This is a genomic window from Amycolatopsis sp. NPDC034160 (assembly GCF_055575355.1).
The window spans coordinates 197,834-215,661 of the sequence record NZ_JBVISU010000004.1; the positions used below are offsets into that span (position 1 = coordinate 197,834).

Genomic DNA, 17,828 nt, shown 5'->3' on the forward strand with positions numbered 1-17,828 from the left:
AGTCGTTCAAGGAGTTCACGGGCGGCGGACCACGAAGGGGCCGATGGCGAGCAGGTCGATGGGCGCGGAGCCGAAACACTCGAGCGCGTCCCGCGGAGAGTCGACCATCGGCCGTCCCGCGGTGTTGAGACTGGTGTTGACGACCGCGGGCACCCCGGTGCGCCGTTCGAACGCCGCCAGCATCCTGGCCACCAGCGGTTCCTGCGCGGGATCGACGGTCTGCACGCGGGCGGTGCCGTCGACATGGGTGACCGCCGGGATCCGGTCCCTCCATTGTGGAGCGACGTCGTGCACGAAAAGCATGTAGGGGCTGGGAAGCGGGCCACGGGAGAAGACGTCACCGGCGCGTTCGGCGAGCACCATCGGCGCCACCGGCCGGAACTGTTCGCGGCCCTTGACGTCGTTGAGCCGTTCGAGATTCGCTTTGTGCCCAGGGTGCGCCAGCAGCGAACGGTGGCCGAGCGCGCGCGGGCCGAACTCGGCCCGGCCTTGGAACCAGGCCACGATCCGGTCGTCCGCGAGCGCCTCCGCCACCGTCTCGGCGACGTCGTCCGGGCGCTCGTAGCGCACGTTCGCGGTCTTGAGCACGCTTTCCAGTTGGTCGTCCGTCCAGCCACGGCCCAGATCCGCACCGGACATCGGCTCGCCGCGCTCACCGAAGTCGGCCGCGAGCTGCAAGGCCGCGCCGAGCGCGGTGCCCGCGTCACCGGCGGCGGGCTGCACCCAGATCCGGTCGAAGGGGCCCTCCGCGTGGAGCCGGGTGTTCGCGACACAGTTGAGCGCGATCCCGCCCGCGAGAGCCAGATCGGTCTGTCCGGTGCGCTCGTGGAGCCCCCTGGTCAGGTCGAGGAGGACGTCCTCCAGACAGCGCTGGACGCTCGCGGTCAGATCCGCGTGCACCCGCTGTGGTTCCTGGCCGGGCTCGACGGCGGGCGCGAACGACGTCCAGTCGATCGGGTCGGTCCGGAAACCCATCCCGTTGGTGTGGACGTGTTCGCGGATCTGGTCGAGGAATCGCGGTGTCCCGTACGAGGCCAGCGCCATCACCTTGTACTCGTCACTGGAGCGGGCGAATCCGAGGTGCTCGGTGAGATCCTCGTACATCAGGCCGAGTGAATGGGGGAGTCGCTGCTGCGCGAGTTCCTCGAACTTGCCGTCGCGGTACTCACCGGCGAGATAGGACGTGCTCTCGCCGCGGCCGTCGGCGACCAGGACCGCGCAGTCGTCGAACGGCGCGGCCAGCGCGGCCGACGCGGCGTGCGCGACATGGTGCCGGACGAACCGGACGATCGCCGGGTCCAGGCCGGGCAGTGCCGCCTTGAGGAAGGCGGGCGCCCGGCGGGCGTAGTCGGTCCGCAGGCCTTCGTTCTTCCCGTCGTGGCCGTCGAGACCGGGATCGACCAAGGCCGGGTCGTAGGAATAGCCGACCGCGTCGAGATCCTGCGGGGAGATGCCCGCTTCGGCGAGACACCACGCGGCCGCTTCGGCCGGTTGTTCCCAGGCGGAGAACGGGACGGGTCGTTTGCCGTGTTTGCGACGGCTGAACCGTTCCTCCTCCGCCGCGGCCACGATCTCCCCGTCGACGACCAGCGCGGCGGCCGGATCATGGAAGACGGCGTTGACACCGAGAATGCGCACCGGGCCACCTCTCTGTTCCGGGATGCGGGCCGTGACCCGCCCTTGCTCCTCTAGCGCTACCCGGTGCAATCGTGGATAAACGACGCGGCGCAAAAGCCCAGGACGTCGCTACTCAGCGAAGCGGTTCGAGGGGGTTGTTCCGGGCGTACCAGTCGACGGTGCGCGGGAGTCCCTCCGCCATGTCGACCTCCGGCTCCCAGCCGAGTTCGCGGCGCGCGAGTGAGATGTCGGGGCAGCGGCGCGTCGGATCGTCGACCGCGGCCTCGATGTACTCGATCGCGGACGAGCTGCCGGTGACCGACAAGACCTCCTTGGCGATCCGCAGCACGGTGAGTTCGTGCGGATTCCCCAGATTCACCGGACCCGGCAGATCGGAAACCGCCAGCGCGAGCAGGCCGCGGACGGTGTCGTCCACGTAGCAGATCGACCGGGTCTGTTGTCCCGTCCCGGCCACGGTGAGCGGCGCGCCGCTGAGTGCCTGGCAGATGAACGTCGGGATCATCCGGCCGTCGTCGGGGCGCATCCTCGGCCCGTAGGTGTTGAAGATCCGGGCGATGGCGGTGTTCACCCCACGCTCCCGGCGCATGGCCGACGTGAGCGCTTCGGCGTACCGCTTGGCCTCGTCGTAGACACTGCGCGGGCCGATCGGGTTCACATGACCCCAGTAGTCCTCTCGCTGCGGATGTTCCCGCGGATCGCCGTAGACCTCGCTGGTGGACGCGAGGACGAAGCGGGCGCCGTCGCGTTCGGCGATGTCCAACGCGTGCTCGGTGCCGTACGACCCCGCGCGCAGCGTTTCCAGCGGAAGCCGGAAGTAGTCGCGCGGCGAGGCGGCGGAGGCCAGGTGAAACACGACGTCGAAGTGGCCTGGCTCGTCCAGCGGCGCGGTGACGTCCCGGGGCGCCAACCGGAAGCCGGGAAGGTCGAGAAGATGTTCGACGTTGCCGGCATCGGCGGTGGCGAAGTTGTCGACCGCGACGACTTCGGTGCCCGCCGCCAGCAGCCGCTCGCACAGGTGCGACCCGACGAAGCCGGCACCCCCGGTCACCAAGGCACGTTCGAACGCTGCGGTCATGGCGACGGGCTACCCGGGTGGACCCCGGAAAAAACCCCGTGTGAACCGGGCGGGGCGGGGTAAGCGTCGAATATGCGCACATTGGTGATCGGCTGGGCGAGTTTCCGGCATGGGGAGGCCACCGCGGGCGATGTCCTCAGCATGCGCCGAATCGACGAGGCACTGTCGACTGTCGGCGTTCCGCATGATGTGGCGTGGAGTCCCGTCTACCGCCCACGAGAATTGAGCTACGAGGAAGTGGACCCGGCGCGCTACACCCATGTCGTGTTCGTCTGCGGGCCCGCGCACGGGTGGCAGGTGCGCGAGGTGCACCGGCGCTTCGCGCACTGCTGGCGGATCGCCGTCGGGGTCTCGGTGATCGATCCCGAGGACGACACGGTCACCGGCTTCGATCAGGTGCTGCCCCGTGATCGCGGCGGGATCGCCGTACCGGATCTCTCCCTCGAGGCCGCGACCGACGAGGTGCTCGTGGCCGGCATCATCCTCGCCCCGGAACAACGGGAATACGGTGACGCCGCACGGCACAACGAAGTCCACGCCGCGGTGACCGAGTGGGTGGCCGGGGTCGACTGCGGCAGGCTGCCCCTCGACACACGGCTGGCGTCGTCGGATTGGGAACGGTGCGAGACACCGGATCAGTTCACCTCGATCCTTTCGCATCTGGACCTCGTGGTCACGACCAGACTGCACGGCCTGGTGCTGGGACTCCGGGCAGGCGTACCGGTACTGGCCGTCGACCCGGTCGCCGGTGGCGGAAAAGTGACCGCCCAGGCCAACGCGCTCGGGTGGCCGGCACTCGTCCCCGCCGAGGAGGCGACGCAGCCGGAGGTCCTCAATTCATGGTGGCGGTGGTGTTCCTCCGTCCAGGGCCGGGCGGTGGCCGCCCTCCGCGCGTTGCCCACGGACAACAGACTCGTCAAGGACATGGCCAAGGCGCTCAAGACGGGGCCGATGCGATGACCGGTGCCCGGACCACGGTGGTGATCGCCACCCGGAACCGCGCCACGGAACTGACCAGGACCTTGACCGAGCTGACGGCCTTGCGGCCACGACCTCCGGTGATCGTGCTGGACAACGCGTCCAGCGACGACACCGCCGATCGTGCCGCGGAGTTCCCCGGCGTCCGGCTGGTCCGGCTGCCGCGCAACCTCGGTGCGGCGGCCCGGAATCTCGGCGTCGCGCTGGCGCGGACACCGTATGTCGCCTTCAGTGACGACGACTCCTGGTGGGCCGAGGACGCCCTCGCCGAAGCCGAGCGGATCCTCGACACCCACTCCGACGTCGGACTGGTCGCGGCGAAAACCCTTGTCGGCGAGGAAGAACGTGAGGATCCGGTCGTCTCGCTCATGGCGGAGAGTCCGTTGGGCACGCCCGACGGATCACCGGGGCCTTCGGTGCTCGGTTTCCTCGCGTGCTCGGCCGTCGTCCGCCGGAAGGCGTACCTGCAGGCGGCGGGATTCCACCCGTTGCTGCATTTCGGCGCCGAGGAACGGTTGCTGTCCTACGATCTCGCCGCCCACGGCTGGCGGCTGTGCTACGTGGACCGGGTGCGGGCACACCACCACCCGTCGACGGTGCGGCCGTCACGCGGCTGGCGTGAGCGTGCCGAACTGCGGAACCGGTTGCTGATCACGGTCATGCGCCGACCGGTACGCCAGTGCCTCACCGACGGGCTTCGCGTGCTCACCAGGATCCCGCGTGAGCCACAAGTGGTGGGTGCGCTTGCCGGACTGCTCCGACGTCTGCCGTCGGCGCTCGCCGAACGCCGTCCGCTCCCCGACGGCGTGGAGCGCCAGATCCGTGTTCTCGAACATGCCCAGGGAGGCTGAAGTGCAGGACCGGATCACGGTCGTCATGATCACCCACAACCGGTGTGAGCAGCTGCTGGAAACACTCGAGCAGATGACGGCGCTGCCCGACGCCGCGCCGATCGTCCTGGTGGACAACGCCTCCACCGACGGATCCGCGGACGCCGTCGAGCGGCGGTATCCGGACGTCCGGGTGCTCCGGTCGCCCCGGAACCTGGGCGCGGTCGCCAGAAACGTCGCCGTCCGCGCCGTGAAAACGCCGTATGTCGCCTTCTGCGACGACGACACCCGATGGCAGCCGGGCGCCCTGACACGCGCCGCCGATCAACTCGACCGTTATCCCGGTCTCGGCGTGGTGACCGGCCGGTGCCTGGTGGAACCCGACCTGACAGAGGACCCCATCACCCCGGAACTGAGGCATTCGCCCGTCCCCGGACCGGACTGGCTACCCGGCCCCGCGTTGCTGGGCGTGATGGCGGGCCTGTCGGCCGTCCGCGTCCGCGCGTTCACCGACGTCGGCGGATTCTCCGAACGCATGTGGCTCGGCGGGGAAGAGGAACTGTTCGCCCTCGACCTGGCCGCGCGAGGCTGGTGGATGTGCTGGGACGAGGACATGGTGATCCACCACGCGCCCTCGACCCTCCGGGATCCGCGCCGCCGACGGCAACTCGGGATTCGGAACACCCTATGGACGCTGTGGCTACGACGACCGGTCTCCAGCGTCCTGCGCCGCATGGTCACCGTGCTGCGCTCGGCGCCGTTCGACCGGGCGACCGTGACGGCGGTGGCCGAGGCGGTGCGAGGGATTCCCTGGGTGCTGCGGAATCGTGAGGTGGTGCCGGTGGAGGTGGAGCGGGGGCTGGTGCTGCTGGAGGACGCCCAGCGGAATTCGGTGGCGCGGCGGTATGTCGGGTGAGGCGCGGCCTTTGGTCGTCGCGCGGTCGCGAGTGACGCCAGCGCGAGCCCGATTTCCGGGCGCCGTCCGACCTCAAGTGTCCACAAAGGACACATTCTGACGCCTGCGTGGGGTCGTGAGGGTATAGAGGGTCAAGGCAAACGTGGCGTGTTCGGGCGGGATGGTGGCTTGGGTGACGTGGCGCCGTACTCGCGTGCTTGGAGCCGTATCTCGCGTGCTTGGAGGCGTATCTCGCGTGCTTGGAGGCGTATCTCGCGTGCTGGGAGGCGTATCACTCGAGTGCGGGGTTCAGGCACGCGAGTTACGTCTCTGAGCACGCGCGTTACGCCTTCGCCCAGCCCCCCTCACCCCGGGGAACAGGCCCGCGTCGGTACCGGTGGTCGTGAGTGGCGATTCGGGTTCTAACCCGAATCGCCACTCACGACCGCATTCAGCTGACTAAACGCGCCTCAAGAACCCACACCTGCCTCCGCTTCCGAAGCGGCTTCGGTCTCGTTCGTCAGGATCCGCTCGTAAGCCCGCGCGGTATCCGCCGCCACCCGGTCCCACGAGTACCGCGCGCGCACCCGGTCGCAGCCCGCCACGCCGTACGTTTCGCGCAGGGACGAGTCCGGGACCAGCCGTCGCAGCGCGGTCACGAGCGCCTTGGGGTCGCGCGGCGGGACGTGCAGGCCGGTGACGCCGTGGATCACCGTGTCGATCAGGCCGCCGACGGCGCTGGCCACCACCGGGACACCGCATGCCATCGCTTCCAGCGGCACGATGCCGAAGGGTTCGTACCAAGGGGTGCAGACGACGGCGTCGGCGGACCGCAGGAGTGCGGGCATGTCCTTCCGTGCAACCTGCCCCGGCATGTGGACCCGGCCGCTCACCCCGGCCCTTTCGGCGATATCGCGCAGGCGTCGTGCTTCGGGGTCTTTGGTGAGGTCGCCTGATCCCGGGCCGCCGGCGATGACCAGTTCGGTGTCGGGCAATCCGGCCAGCGCGGCGATGGCGATGTCGAAACCCTTGCGTGGCACCAGCCTGCCCACACTCACGATCCGATGTGGGGCCGTGCGGGGAGCGACCTCGCCGTCCGAAGTGAACGTCGTGAGGTCGACGCCGCAAGGCACGACCGAGACACGCGAGCGCGTCAAACCCATGCGCACGAGTTCGAACACCTCGTCCGAACAGGTCGCGATCACCCGGTGGACCTGTTTGGCGATCATCCGCTCGAGCCGGACGCGGTCCGCCGGACTGGTGTCGTTCTTGCCCTGGTAGCGCTGTTTCACCGCGCCGAGGGCGTGGAAGGTCTGCGTCACCGGGATTTCCAGGGCCTTGGCCGCGAGCACCGAGGCGAGGCCGGACATCCAGAAGTGCGCGTGGACCACCTCGGGACGCTCCTTGGCCCATTTGGAGCGGAGCACCCGGCCGAATTCGCCCATATGCGGCAGGAGGTCGTCCTTCGGCAGCTTCTTCGGCGGCCCGGCGGACACGTGGACGACCCGGTAGCCGTCCGGAGCCTCCACCATCGCGGGGGAGCGGCGGTTCTCGCGGCGCGTGTAGACGGTGACGTCGTGCCCTTGACGGCTCAGCGCGGCCGACAGCTCGGCGACGTGGACGTTCTGGCCACCGGCGTCGGCACCGCCCAGCGCGGCGAGCGGGCTGGCGTGCTCGGAAACCATCGCGATCTTCATCAGTCTCCTTCCGTCCGCTCCCGGCGGATCAAGCGGTCACCTCGGCGAGCAGGGCGTCCCAGCGCTTGAGGAAAGCGGCGAGGCCGTAATGCGCCAGCGCGTGTTCTCGCGCCGCCTTCCCTGCCAGTACGGCGAAATCAGGTTCGTGGACAAGCTCCCGGTAGGCCTTCGCCAGCTTCTTGACGTCGGTCGAAATCGCCCCCGCGTCGGGTGGCACGGCCAGCGTCGCTTCGGTGGTGGCCAGCGCGACGACCGGCATCCCCAGGTGCATCGCCTCGAGCAGCGAAAGACCGAGTGACGTCCAGCGGGCGGTGTGCAGATAGACCCGGCGTTTGGCGGCCTCGGTGTGCAATTCCCGGCTCGGGAGGTCACCACCCGGTCGCACTCCCGGGTGCTTGCCCTCGAGTTCCCCGCTGCCGATGCCGAATACGTCCACGGGGGCGATCTCCGCGAACGTGGGGAGCAGGTCGGTGCCGGTGATCCGGCCCCGCCGGACGGGTTCGTTGATCATCGCGGCACCGTGCGGGAGTTCGCCGGTGTACCGCTCGCCGGGATCGGGAATCCCGTGCGGCACAACGACCGTGGGCGCGATGCCCGAGTCCCACATGAGCTCGTTGAAGTGCGTCACGTGGACGAGCGGGATATCGTCGCGGTCGGCGAGGGGATGGCGGGTGGACACCGCGTGCGGCCGGGGGGTGTTGTGCTCGACGTAGATCGCGGGTATGTCCTTGCCGGGGCGACGGCGCAGCCACCGGGCCGCCAAAGTGAGCTCGTCGGGACGTTGCAGGATGACGACGTCGACGTCGAGGTCCCTCAGCCGATCGACGGGAACCTCCTCCGCGGCGGGCCAGTCGCGTCCGCTCAGGCCTCGCCCCCAGGGCCCGCCTTCGTCGAGGGTAGGGAGGTAGTAGCGGTGCCCACCCCGTACGAAGGCCTCGGACCACGAACCGTGAACGTGCCACAGCAAGACCCTGAGCGGCGCCATCTTCGTCATGTACGACTGATTACCCTCTGGAACCGAATTAAACGTCGGTCGACGTCCGAGCCTGATCTCGTCGCGCCCGCCGCATGACGAGGAGGGAGACCGCCAGCGCGGTCAGCGAGGTGAGCGCGTGCAGAATATTGTCCGCCCAGCCGAAATTGACTGCGTCACCCGCCGAATTCGTCGCCGCGGAAAGCACTCCGAACGCGGTCAAACCGGCGAACGCGACGAAAACGATCCAGCAGTAGGCGAGGATGGCGGATGGTTTCAGTACCGCCGCCACCCCGAGCACACCCACGATCGTGCGGATGACGTTGAGCATCCCCGTCGCGCTGAAGATCCAGAGAGTGTTCTGCCCGGCCTCGTTGGCTTCAGGCAGGAAGAAAAAACCGAGCACGCCCAGTACCAAATGGACCAGTGCGATGACCAGCACCACCGGCCGCAGGGGCGAGATGGTCGAACGTTCGTTCATCGGAAAGGCCCTCCGTTCACCAAAGACCGCTACGGATACCCCGTGAGGGCGCCATGAAAACGCCACGGATACCCCCGATCGAGGGTGTCCGTGGCGATCCCGGTTGGAGCTCAGCCGGACTGCGGATCCGTGTCGTCGTGCGGATCGCCGGAGGACGTGCCTTGCTCGCCCCGCACCTCTTGGCGTTCCTCTTCGCGGTCCTTCTTCTTGCTCTCGGCCGTGGCGGCCTTGTCCTGGTCGTCACCCATATGGGCACCTCGAATCCTCGACGGTTCACCGATGGGCTACCCGCCCCCGGACCCGGTCAATCCCGTTCGGCGGCGCCATTTTCGAGACCACTGTGGACGTTTGGCTCCGGACGGCCGGGGTAGCCGGAAGCACCGAATCGGCAAATCGGAGGGGCCATGACCGCGATCACCAGTTCCGCGAGACCACTCGCCCCGGCGCGGCCTTGGCTGCTCCGGCCGCCCGGGGTGTACCGACCACAGGACGACACCTGGTTTCTCGCGACGGCCTTGCGAGCGTCGGGAGTGACGGCGGGAGCGAAGGTGCTTGATCTCTGTACGGGGACCGGCGCGCTCGCGTTGACGGCGGCGGCGAGCGGTGCCGGTTCGGTGACCGCCGTGGACATCTCCCGCCGGGCCTTGGCCGCGGTGTGGGCGAACGCGCGCCTGCGGCGGCTGCCGGTCCGGCCGGTACGCGGCAGCCTGGCAGAGGCGGCCCATGGGGGACCGTACGACGTCGTATTGGCCAACCCGCCGTATGTTCCGTGCCCGGTTCCGGCGACCGGCGCGGCACGTGCCTGGGACGCCGGGCCGGACGGGCGGGTCGTGCTGAGCCCGGTCTGCTCGGAAGCGCCGTCCCTGGTCGCTCCGGGTGGCTATCTCCTGCTCGTCCAGTCCACCGTGGCGGGTGTCGACAAGTCCCTGGAAGAGTTGCGGACCGCCGGGATGACGGCCGCCGTGGTGGCGAGCCGGTTCATCCCGTTCGGACCGGTGATGCGGAAGCGGGCGGAGTTCCTCGAAGCCGCTGGTCTGATCACCGCGGGCCAGCGGCTCGAAGAACTGGTGGTGATCCGTGCCGACCGGCCGTAGGACGCGCGTACGGATCGAACCCGGCGGCCCCATGCTGGTGGAGGGACCGGTCGAGATCGTCACCCCGGAGGGTGAAACGGTGACCTCTGACCGGTTCCTGGTCGCCCTCTGCGCCTGCCGTCGCAGCAAGCGTTATCCGTTGTGCGACACCAGCCACCGCCGCAGGTCACGGCAAGGGGTGCAGCGGCCGGAGGAGTGAGGACTCCCCGGCCGACCAGGCCTTCATGAGGTGGTCGGCGAGCCGGGACTCCAGCAGGTCGGTCGCCTGGATACCCAGTGCGACGTCCGCCGCGAGTTCCGGCTCCCGAGCCAGCAGATCGCCGATGACGTCGTGCCGCAGTACCTGTTCGTGCACGGCGTCCGCCTCGATGTGCTCGGTGTAGAAGTACCGGCACTCCGCCGCGCCACCGAGCCGTCGCAGCGCCTCGTCCATCCGCCGTGCGGCCGGGGCCGTGGTGATCTCGGCGCTCGCGAAATGCCCGACGAGGGCGCCGCGGAGGCTCCGGTGCAGACCGAACAGCGACATCATGTTCACCGTCGCCAGCGTGCAGCCGGGGACGTGATCCAGGTAGGCGAGATAGTCCGGCGACAGGCCGGCCGCGGTCAGCAGATCCGCGAACAGCCGGGAATGCGCCTGATCGGCCCGGCCGCCGCCGAACTCGTCGAACTCGACCGCGACCAGTGCGGCCTTTGCCTTTCCGCGCAGACGCGGGATCACCCACGCGTGCGGATCGGCCTCCTTCAGATGGTAGATCGACCGGTGCGCGAAGTACTCCTCGATGTGCCACCAGGCGCCGTCGTCGCGCAGGAAGTGGGAGACCCCGGTCCCGTCGACCGGTTCGACCAGGAGTTCGTCGAGCAGGCCGTCGACGTCGTCCCCGCCGGGCACGGCGGCCCGGATGCCGGCGAGGAAGACGCGTTCCAGCGCGCCGCGGAAGCGGAGCAGCCCCGTGTCCCATTCCCAGCCCGGATCCACCTCGGCGAAACCCTGATAGTGGAGTTCGTAACAGACGTGCAACGCCAGTTGCAGGTCTTCGCCGAAGGGGTCGGCGTTCCACACCTCGTCGAGGTCGAAATCGTTGGTGCGCCCGCCCGCCAAGGTGTCGATCACGGCGGCGGACAGCGGGCCGCGGATCTCCGGCAGCCGCGCGGCCACCTGTGTTTCCGTCGTCGTCATGAGCGGGGGATACCCGATCTACCCGTGCGGAACCGTTTCCTCGGTCAACATTCGCAGCACCGCGATCTCCCCGTCGGCGGCGGCCCGGCGTTGCCGTTCGGCGCCGGTTCCCCCGTTCTCGAGCTGGTTGAGAAGGCTGTTCACGAGCGCCAGATCACCGGTCTCCGCCAGCGCCGACCGCGTGTGCTCCCGCAGCGAGGCGAGCCTGCCGGTGGCCGGGACCGGTTTCCCGGCGATCGGATCGATGGCCGGTCCGGACAGCCCGTACCGCGCGGCCGACCAGACGGCGGCCGCCGCGATCTGCGGGTCGAGGGCTTCGGCTTCGACGCCCTTGTCCAGCGCGTCGAGCGCGGTGCGCACCAGCGCGCGCGTCAGCAGTGCCTGCAACACGGCCTCGTCCACGGTGGAGGCGGTATCGGCCGCGCGGACCTCGACCGTCGGCCAGCTCGGTGACGGCCTCGCCAGCCAGAAGGTCTGTTTGGCGTCGACGAGCACGCCGCAATCCACCAGCCGGTCGACCTGGATCTCGTAGTCCTCGATGTCCGCGAAGTGCGGTGCGATCCCGGAGCCGGGGAACCGGCTTTGCTCCACCATCCGCCAGCTGTCGTAACCGCTGTCCCGGCCGCCGTCGAACGGCGAGTTTCCGGACAGGGCGAGCAGCGTGGGCAGCCATTCGGCCAGATGGTTCGTCACGGCGACCGCCGTGTCGCGGTCGGGCACGCCGATGTGGACGTGACAACCACAGGCTTCGTAGGACCGCACCACGCCCGCGTACAGGTCGTCCACCTTGCCGAACCGGTCGTCGCCGGGCTGGTGATCGCGCTCGGGCGGACCGCGCAGGGGAGTGCCCGAGGCGATGATGGCGCAGTCTTCGGCGGCGGCCGCTTCGGCGAGTGACCGGCGCCCCGCCACCAGATGGTGGTACAGCTCCTCCGAGGTCTCGCAGATGCCGGTGGCTGCCTCGATCTGCGTCGGCCGCAATTCCCGGTGTACCGCGGCGCCGTCGGGGAGCGGGCAGCAGGCCTGCTGCCGGGCGAGCACGGCTTCCGCGCGCGGGCAGCTCACCCCGGTTCTGGGGTCGACCAGCAGGAACTCCTCTTCGACACCGATGCCGGTCATCACCGCTCCCGCTTCTTCGGCAGGGCGTGCACGGCGGGCCCCTGCATCACCGAGCCGTCCAAGGCGAAGCGCGAGCCGTGGCACGGGCAGTCCCAGGTCTTCTCGGCGTTGTTGAACGCGACCAGGCAGCCGAGGTGGGTGCAATGCGCGCCGACGGCGTGCAGTTCGCCTTCGGGATCGCGGTAGGCGGCGACGAGTTCGCCCCCGTCCCGGGTGACCTTGGCCTCGCCGGGAGCGAGTTCGTCCAGGGCCGCGGGTTTGCGCAGCGCGCTGACATGGTCGCCCACCAGGAACTTCGCCACCGTCGCGTTGTTCTCCACGGTCGTGATCGCGGAGCGGAGGTCGAAGCGGTTCGGGTCGTAAAGGCTCGCCGAGGGGTTCTCCCGGCCGGTCAGCAGATCCGCCAGCAGCAGTCCCGCCGCGGTGCCGCCGGTCATCCCCCACTGGCCGAAGCCGGTGGCGACCCAGAGGTGACGGCTCGCCGGGTGGTAGCGGCCGACGTACGGCACTGAGTCCACAGTGGACAGGTCGTGAGCGGACCAGCGGTGGGTCACCCGGCGCACGCCGGCGTGCTCGCCGGCCCAGCTCGCCAGTCGTTCGTAGCGGCTCTCCACGTCGACGGAGTCGCCGACGCGGTAATGCTCGCCGCCCGCGACCGCGTATGGGACACCGTCGTTGAGATAGCCGCGAACGGAGTGGTGCGTGTCGGCGTCGAGATACATCCCGTCCACTCGCCGGTTGCCCTCGACCGGGCCCGCGACGACCAGATCACGCACCGGGTCGAGTCGTGCGAAGAACAGGCCGCGATCCAGCATTGGATAGTGGGTCGCCACCACGACTTCACCCGCCCGCACCTCTCCCGCGGTGGTCCGCACCCGGGTACCGCCGAGTTCGTCGACGCCTTCCGCGCGGACGCCCTCCACGATCGTGCCGCCCGCGCGTTCGATCTCCTCCGCGAGGCCGAGCAGCCACCGGCGCGGGTGGAAATGGGCCTGCCCGGCGAACTTCACCGCACCGAGCGAGGGCACGTCGAGGTCGATGTCGGTGACGTACGAGGCGGGCAGACCGGCTTCGGCGGCGGCTTCGGCTTCCCGTTCGAGGTCTTCCACCGTCCCCGGCCGGGTCGTGTAGACGAAACTGTCCGCGCGGGTGAATCCGCAGTCGATGCCGAGTTCGGCCGAAGCGGCGGCGATCCAGTCCAAAGCCGCGGCTTGCGTGTACGCGTAGGTCGCGGCGGCGTCGGCGCCCTTGGTCTTGGTCAAGGTGGCGTACTTCAGCCCGTGCTGGGTGCTGATCTTCGCCGTGGTGTGGCCCGAAACACCCGCCGCGAGACGGGCCGCCTCCAGAACGAGCACCGAGCGTCCCGCCCTGGCCAGCCGGTAGGCGGTGGTCAGCCCCGCGATGCCACCGCCGAGGACGGCGACATCGACCTCCCTCGGCAGCGGAGTGCCGGTCCGATCAGGAGCGGGAGCGGTGTCGAGCCACAGTGAACGCGTTCCGGGCAACTCCGTCATGGCGCCCGTATTCCCGCACGCCAACGCGGGCAAACCAGCGACGGCGGGGTTTTCCGGCTCGGGGAGCGGGGTAGCCGTCGGTCATGAACACAGGTCCTAGGTCCCCCGAGGAAAAGAACATCTTCGTGATCGGTCTCGACGAGAGCAACGAAGAGGTGCTGAACCGGATTCCGGGCGCGGACCGGTACCGCTTCCATCAGTTGCTGTCGGTCGAGGAACTCCAGTACGGGGAGATCCCGATCATCGATCTCATGGAGAAGGCGCAGAAGCAGCTCGACGCCTTCGACGGCGAGATCGACGCCATCGTCAGCTACTGGGACTTCCCGTCCTCGACGATGGTGGCGATGCTGTGCGAGAAGTACGGCCTGCCGGGTGTCCCGCTCGAGGCGGTGCTCAAAACCGAGCACAAGTACTGGAGCCGGCTCGAACAGTCGAAGGTGATCGACGAATTGCCCTCGTTCGGTATCGTCGATTTGGACAGCGAGAAGCCTGAGCCACCCGATGGTGTCGATTACCCCATGTGGCTCAAGCCGGTGAAGTCGTTCTCGTCCGAACTGGCCTTCCACGTCGCGAACGACGAGGAGTTCACCAAGGCCGTCGCCGAGATCCGCGACGGGGTCGACCGGGTCGGCAAACCCTTCGACTACATCCTCGGCAAGGTCGATCTTCCCGCCGCGGTGGCCGAGGCCGGCGGTGCGGCCTGCCTGGCGGAAGGCGCGCTCACCGGAGTCCAGGCCGCGACCGAAGGCTACGTCCGCGATGGACAGGTCACCGTGTACGGCGTGCTCGATTCCATCAACTACCCCGACACGCCTTGCTTCATGAGACATCAGTACCCGTCGCAGCTGCCGGACGACTCCGTCCGGCGGATGAAGGAGATCTCGGTACTGGTGATGGAGCAGATCGGCTTCGACAACGCCACGTTCAGCATCGAGTTCTTCTGCCATCCCGAATCCGGGCAGGCCTGCCTGCTGGAGATCAACCCGAGGCATTCCCAGTCCCACGCCGAGCTCTTCGAATACGTCGACGGCTTGGCGAACCACCAGATCATGGTGAAACTCGGGCTCGGCGAGGATCCCGGCGAGCGGCGGCATCGGGGCGACTACCAGATCGCGGGCAAGTGGTACTACCGCCGCTTCGAGGACGGGATGGTGACCCGTGTCCCCACTCGTGCCGAGATCGCCGACCTGGAGGCCGAGATCCCCGGCGTGAAGATCGAGATCGTGCCGGAGAAGGGCATGCGGCTCTCGGAACTGCCCGCGCAGGACAGCTACAGCTACGAACTCGCCCATCTCTTCGTCGCGGCGCAGACCGAACGGGAGATGGAGCACAAGTACCGCCGGTGCACCGAAGCGCTGCGGTTCGAATTCGAGGAGGGATAGCCCATGCGGACGGTGGCTTCGCTGCCGTACGAGATCACCGAGGACGACCACGTCTGGATCCCGATGTCCGACGGGATCAGGCTGTCGGCCAGGATCTGGCGTCCGGTCGCCTCGGACACCGAACCGGTGCCCGCGATCCTGGAGTACATCCCGTACCGCCATCGTGATCTGACGTCGGTGCGGGACTCGGTGCATCATCCGTATCTGGCGGGCCACGGGTACGCCTGTGTCCGCGTGGACATCCGGGGGTCCGGGGAGTCGGAGGGCGTACTCGCCGACGAGTACCTCGAACGGGAGCAACTCGACGCGGAAGAGGTCCTCGAATGGATCGCGGCGCAGCCGTGGTGCACCGGCCGGACCGGGATGATGGGCATCTCCTGGGGCGGGTTCGCCGCGTTGCAGACCGCCGCGCGCAAGCCGGCCGGCCTAGCCGCGATCGCGATCTCGTCCTTCACCGACGACCGGTACGCCGACGACATGCACTACATGGGTGGCTGCCTGCTGTCGGACAACGTCGCCGAGGCGTCCACGATGTTCGCCTACAGCACGCTGCCGCCCGACCCGGCGCTGGCGGGGGAGCGGTGGCGTGACCTGTGGTTCGAACGGCTGGAGAACTGCAGCCTCTGGATCGGTGAATGGCTGAGCCACCAGCGCCGTGACGGCTATTGGCGGCACGCTTCGGTTTGCGAGAACTACAGCGACATCCAGGTGCCCGTGCTCGCCTCCAGCGGCTGGGCCGACGGCTATTCGAACGCGGTGTCCCGGCTGCTGGCCAACCTCGATGTCCCCCGCCGGGGCCTGATCGGCCCGTGGTCGCACAAGTACCCGCATCTGGGACAGCCGGGCCCGGCCATCGGATACTTGCAGGAACTGGTCCGCTGGTGGGATCACTGGCTGAAGGACATCGAGAACGGCGTCATGGACGGACCGATGCTCCAGACCTGGATGCAGGACAGCGTGCCGCCGTCGACGTCGTACGAGGACCGGCCCGGCCGCTGGGTCGGCGAGCCGTCCTGGCCTTCGCCGCACGTCCACCCGTCGGAACACCGGCTCACCCGGCACCGGATCGCCCGGCCGGGCGAAGAGGTCCCGGAAGAGCGGCTGTCCGTGGAGTCGCCGCTGTCGGTCGGCCAGTTCGCGGGGAAGTGGGCTTCCTACAGCGCACCGCCAGACCTGCCGTACGACCAACGTGAAGAGGACGGCGGCTCCCTCGTCTTCGACACCGACGAACTCACCGAACCGTGCGAGATCCTCGGTTCACCGGTGGTGGAGCTGGAAGTCTCCGCGGACAAGCCGGTGGCGATGGTCGCCGCCCGCCTGTCCGACGTCGCGCCGGACGGCCGGGCGACGCGGGTGACCTACGGGCTGCTGAACCTGACCCATCGCGACGGGCACGACGATCCGGAACCGGTGGAGCCGGGGGAGCGGTACCGGGTGCGGATCGAACTCAACGCCGTGGCGCAGGCCTTTCCCGCCGGGCACCGGATCCGGCTTTCGCTCTCGTCGTCGTACTGGCCGCTGGCCTGGCCGCCGCCGGAACCGGCGATGGTGACCGTCCACACCGGACAGAGCACGCTCACCCTCCCGGTCCGCCCGATGGCCGAAGCGGACGAGGTGCCTGCCCGGCCGTTCGGCGAACCCGAAGGCGCGGAACCTTTGCCCGCCACGCAAATCGAACCCGGTGAGCAACGCTGGACCGTCTCTCGTGACCTGATCGACTACCGGTCCGCGCTCGATATCGTGAAGAACGAGGGCAGGGTCCGCTTCGACGACATCGATCTCGAAGTCACCAGGAACGTGCTGGAGCGCTACTCGTGGGTGGCGGACGACTTCTGTTCCCCGGTGGCGGAAACCTCGTGGTCGATCACTTTCGCCCGCGGTGACTGGGAAGCCAGGTCCGAGACCCGGACCCGGGTTTCCTGCACACCCACCGAGTTCGTCATCGACGCCCAGCTCGACGGATACGAGGGGGAACGAAGGTCTTTCTCCCGTAACTGGCATCGGACGGTTCCCCGTGACCACGTCTGAGACAAGCGTGCGGGCGAAGGCGCTTTACGCCTGGTTGCGGATCACCAAACGGAAGAATCTCTACGCCGACATCGACCGTTTCCGGCGAAGTATCGAACGCAGCCAGCGTGAGGGGCACACCGAACCGAACCGGTCGATCCGCCGCCGGTTCGACGTTCGGGAGTCCGAAGTGGATGGACGGCCCTGCTACACCATCCGGCCGCACGGCGTCGGGATCGGCAAGCAGGTGCTGTACTTCCATGGCGGCGCCTACGTGCACCAGATCCAGCACGATCACTGGAAGTTCTTCGGTCGGCTCATCTCCCGCACCGGGTGTTCGGTGACTGTCCCGATCTATCCGCTGGCGCCCGCGCATCAGTGCCCGGAGACCGTCGAGTTCGTCAAGCGCGCCTACGACAAGTTCGCCGCCGGGCTTCAGCCGGAGGAGCAGATCGTGATGGGGGATTCCGCCGGTGCGGGGATCGCGCTCGAACTCGTCAAGTCGTTGCGGGACGACGGACGTCCGGTGCCGAAGGAGACCGTGCTGCTGTCACCGTGGCTGGATCTCACGATGAGCCATCCGGCCCAGCCGGCACTGGACCGGCGGGATCCGTATCTCGCGCTCCCCGGGCTGAACGAGGCGGCACGGCTCTACAGTGGACCGCTGCCGCGGACGGATCCCCGGCTCAGCCCGATTTCCGGGGATCTCACCGGGCTCGGGAACCTGACCACCTACATCGGGACCAGGGACGTGTTGCTCACCGACGCGCGACGGTTGCGGACGCTCTGCACCGAACAGGGCGTGCGGCTGGGCTACCACGAATTCGAAGGCATGATCCATGCTTGGATGATCTCGTCGATCCCAGAGGCGACACGAGCCGTGGAAGAGATCGCGCACCTTGTGGAGCGTCGCTGAATTCCGTGTAGCGGCGGTCTGAACGGGTAACCGGAGAAAAGCGGCCGGTGCA

General features: G+C 68.6%; 17 protein-coding genes. 8 read left to right on the forward strand and 9 right to left on the reverse strand.

The window, feature by feature from the left end; translation table 11 throughout:
• Positions 1 to 15 precede the first annotated feature (15 nt).
• Entirely contained in the window at positions 16 to 1,638 is a 1,623-nt protein-coding gene (locus tag ACZ54P_RS12595; protein ID WP_465461638.1) for a carbamoyltransferase family protein, read from the reverse strand.
• Positions 1,639 to 1,750: 112 nt separating this feature from the next.
• The gene (locus ACZ54P_RS12600; RefSeq protein WP_465461639.1) at positions 1,751 to 2,713 is read right to left on the reverse strand and encodes an NAD-dependent epimerase/dehydratase family protein; all 963 of its coding nucleotides are present in this window, start codon (positions 2,711 to 2,713) and stop codon (positions 1,751 to 1,753) included.
• Between the two features lie 72 nt (positions 2,714 to 2,785).
• Between ACZ54P_RS12600 and ACZ54P_RS12605 the strand changes: the two genes are divergently transcribed.
• From ACZ54P_RS12605 to ACZ54P_RS12615, 3 genes are read left to right on the forward strand one after another with little or no spacing between them, the layout of a single operon-like run.
• On the forward strand, positions 2,786 to 3,673 hold the full coding sequence (locus ACZ54P_RS12605) for a polysaccharide pyruvyl transferase family protein (protein WP_465461640.1): 888 nt from the start codon (positions 2,786 to 2,788) through the stop codon (positions 3,671 to 3,673).
• The gene (locus tag ACZ54P_RS12610) at positions 3,670 to 4,542 is read left to right on the forward strand and encodes a glycosyltransferase family 2 protein (protein WP_465461641.1); all 873 of its coding nucleotides are present in this window, start codon (positions 3,670 to 3,672) and stop codon (positions 4,540 to 4,542) included. Before ACZ54P_RS12605 ends, ACZ54P_RS12610 begins: the two co-directional genes overlap by 4 nt.
• Entirely contained in the window at positions 4,526 to 5,437 is a 912-nt protein-coding gene (locus tag ACZ54P_RS12615; RefSeq protein ID WP_465461642.1) for a glycosyltransferase family 2 protein, read from the forward strand. The genes ACZ54P_RS12610 and ACZ54P_RS12615 overlap by 17 nt, the downstream gene beginning before the upstream one ends.
• A 449-nt stretch (positions 5,438 to 5,886) precedes the next feature.
• Here the strand turns inward: ACZ54P_RS12615 and ACZ54P_RS12620 are convergent, their stop codons facing one another.
• The 4 genes from ACZ54P_RS12620 to ACZ54P_RS12635 all read right to left on the reverse strand — a co-directional run bounded on the left by ACZ54P_RS12620 (position 5,887) and on the right by ACZ54P_RS12635 (position 8,815).
• A complete protein-coding gene (locus ACZ54P_RS12620) occupies positions 5,887 to 7,113 on the reverse strand; it encodes a glycosyltransferase (protein ID WP_465461643.1) in 1,227 nt (408 codons plus the stop codon).
• Between the two features lie 28 nt (positions 7,114 to 7,141).
• Positions 7,142 to 8,107, reverse strand: coding sequence for a glycosyltransferase (locus tag ACZ54P_RS12625; RefSeq protein WP_465461644.1), 966 nt, complete (start codon positions 8,105 to 8,107; stop codon positions 7,142 to 7,144).
• A 28-nt stretch (positions 8,108 to 8,135) separates the two neighbouring features.
• Positions 8,136 to 8,567 carry a DUF4383 domain-containing protein gene (locus ACZ54P_RS12630; RefSeq protein ID WP_465461645.1) on the reverse strand — a complete coding sequence of 144 codons (432 nt, stop codon included), beginning with the start codon at positions 8,565 to 8,567 and terminating at the stop codon, positions 8,136 to 8,138.
• A gap of 110 nt (positions 8,568 to 8,677) precedes the next feature.
• Entirely contained in the window at positions 8,678 to 8,815 is a 138-nt protein-coding gene (locus ACZ54P_RS12635) for a hypothetical protein (protein WP_465461646.1), read from the reverse strand.
• 156 nt (positions 8,816 to 8,971) lie between these two features.
• Between ACZ54P_RS12635 and ACZ54P_RS12640 the strand changes: the two genes are divergently transcribed.
• Together ACZ54P_RS12640 and ACZ54P_RS12645 are read left to right on the forward strand one after the other, a co-directional pair.
• On the forward strand, positions 8,972 to 9,661 hold the full coding sequence (locus ACZ54P_RS12640; protein ID WP_465461647.1) for a methyltransferase: 690 nt from the start codon (positions 8,972 to 8,974) through the stop codon (positions 9,659 to 9,661).
• The gene (locus ACZ54P_RS12645; RefSeq protein ID WP_465461648.1) at positions 9,645 to 9,860 is read left to right on the forward strand and encodes a CDGSH iron-sulfur domain-containing protein; all 216 of its coding nucleotides are present in this window, start codon (positions 9,645 to 9,647) and stop codon (positions 9,858 to 9,860) included. Before ACZ54P_RS12640 ends, ACZ54P_RS12645 begins: the two co-directional genes overlap by 17 nt.
• Here ACZ54P_RS12645 and ACZ54P_RS12650 read toward each other — a convergent pair.
• The 3 genes from ACZ54P_RS12650 to ACZ54P_RS12660 are packed head-to-tail and all read right to left on the reverse strand — an operon-like array spanning position 9,828 to position 13,471.
• On the reverse strand, positions 9,828 to 10,838 hold the full coding sequence (locus tag ACZ54P_RS12650) for an iron-containing redox enzyme family protein (protein ID WP_465461649.1): 1,011 nt from the start codon (positions 10,836 to 10,838) through the stop codon (positions 9,828 to 9,830). The two genes, ACZ54P_RS12645 and ACZ54P_RS12650, sit on opposite strands and share 33 nt — an antisense overlap.
• Before the next feature lie 18 nt (positions 10,839 to 10,856).
• Complete coding sequence (locus ACZ54P_RS12655) at positions 10,857 to 11,957, reverse strand: carboxylate-amine ligase (RefSeq protein ID WP_465461650.1); 1,101 nt, start codon at positions 11,955 to 11,957, stop codon at positions 10,857 to 10,859.
• Entirely contained in the window at positions 11,957 to 13,471 is a 1,515-nt protein-coding gene (locus ACZ54P_RS12660; RefSeq protein WP_465461651.1) for an FAD-dependent oxidoreductase, read from the reverse strand. The genes ACZ54P_RS12655 and ACZ54P_RS12660 overlap by 1 nt, the downstream gene beginning before the upstream one ends.
• 83 nt (positions 13,472 to 13,554) lie before the next feature.
• On the opposite strand from ACZ54P_RS12660, the gene ACZ54P_RS12665 reads away from it, so the two are divergent.
• Genes ACZ54P_RS12665 through ACZ54P_RS12675 form a run of 3 tightly spaced genes read left to right on the forward strand, consistent with a single transcriptional unit; the run spans position 13,555 to position 17,776 of the window.
• On the forward strand, positions 13,555 to 14,853 hold the full coding sequence (locus ACZ54P_RS12665) for an ATP-grasp domain-containing protein (RefSeq protein WP_465461652.1): 1,299 nt from the start codon (positions 13,555 to 13,557) through the stop codon (positions 14,851 to 14,853).
• A gap of 3 nt (positions 14,854 to 14,856) precedes the next feature.
• Entirely contained in the window at positions 14,857 to 16,881 is a 2,025-nt protein-coding gene (locus ACZ54P_RS12670) for a CocE/NonD family hydrolase (protein ID WP_465461653.1), read from the forward strand.
• Positions 16,868 to 17,776: an alpha/beta hydrolase fold domain-containing protein gene (locus ACZ54P_RS12675; protein WP_465461654.1), complete on the forward strand. Its 909-nt coding sequence runs from the start codon at positions 16,868 to 16,870 to the stop codon at positions 17,774 to 17,776. The genes ACZ54P_RS12670 and ACZ54P_RS12675 overlap by 14 nt, the downstream gene beginning before the upstream one ends.
• Positions 17,777 to 17,828: the final 52 nt, after the last annotated feature.

What these genes read in the sequence shown, in the direction of transcription:
- ACZ54P_RS12600 (WP_465461639.1), bottom strand. Translation starts at nt 2,713, where the DNA reads ATGACCGCAGCGTTCGAACGTGCCTTGGTGACCGGGGGTGCCGGCTTC.
- ACZ54P_RS12605 (WP_465461640.1), top strand. Translation starts at nt 2,786, where the DNA reads ATGCGCACATTGGTGATCGGCTGGGCGAGTTTCCGGCATGGGGAGGCC.
- ACZ54P_RS12610 (WP_465461641.1), top strand. Translation starts at nt 3,670, where the DNA reads ATGACCGGTGCCCGGACCACGGTGGTGATCGCCACCCGGAACCGCGCC.
- ACZ54P_RS12615 (WP_465461642.1), top strand. Translation starts at nt 4,526, where the DNA reads ATGCCCAGGGAGGCTGAAGTGCAGGACCGGATCACGGTCGTCATGATC.
- ACZ54P_RS12620 (WP_465461643.1), bottom strand. Translation starts at nt 7,113, where the DNA reads ATGAAGATCGCGATGGTTTCCGAGCACGCCAGCCCGCTCGCCGCGCTG.
- ACZ54P_RS12625 (WP_465461644.1), bottom strand. Translation starts at nt 8,107, where the DNA reads ATGACGAAGATGGCGCCGCTCAGGGTCTTGCTGTGGCACGTTCACGGT.
- ACZ54P_RS12630 (WP_465461645.1), bottom strand. Translation starts at nt 8,567, where the DNA reads ATGAACGAACGTTCGACCATCTCGCCCCTGCGGCCGGTGGTGCTGGTC.
- ACZ54P_RS12635 (WP_465461646.1), bottom strand. Translation starts at nt 8,815, where the DNA reads ATGGGTGACGACCAGGACAAGGCCGCCACGGCCGAGAGCAAGAAGAAG.
- ACZ54P_RS12640 (WP_465461647.1), top strand. Translation starts at nt 8,972, where the DNA reads ATGACCGCGATCACCAGTTCCGCGAGACCACTCGCCCCGGCGCGGCCT.
- ACZ54P_RS12650 (WP_465461649.1), bottom strand. Translation starts at nt 10,838, where the DNA reads ATGACGACGACGGAAACACAGGTGGCCGCGCGGCTGCCGGAGATCCGC.
- ACZ54P_RS12655 (WP_465461650.1), bottom strand. Translation starts at nt 11,957, where the DNA reads ATGACCGGCATCGGTGTCGAAGAGGAGTTCCTGCTGGTCGACCCCAGA.
- ACZ54P_RS12660 (WP_465461651.1), bottom strand. Translation starts at nt 13,471, where the DNA reads ATGACGGAGTTGCCCGGAACGCGTTCACTGTGGCTCGACACCGCTCCC.
- ACZ54P_RS12665 (WP_465461652.1), top strand. Translation starts at nt 13,555, where the DNA reads ATGAACACAGGTCCTAGGTCCCCCGAGGAAAAGAACATCTTCGTGATC.
- ACZ54P_RS12670 (WP_465461653.1), top strand. Translation starts at nt 14,857, where the DNA reads ATGCGGACGGTGGCTTCGCTGCCGTACGAGATCACCGAGGACGACCAC.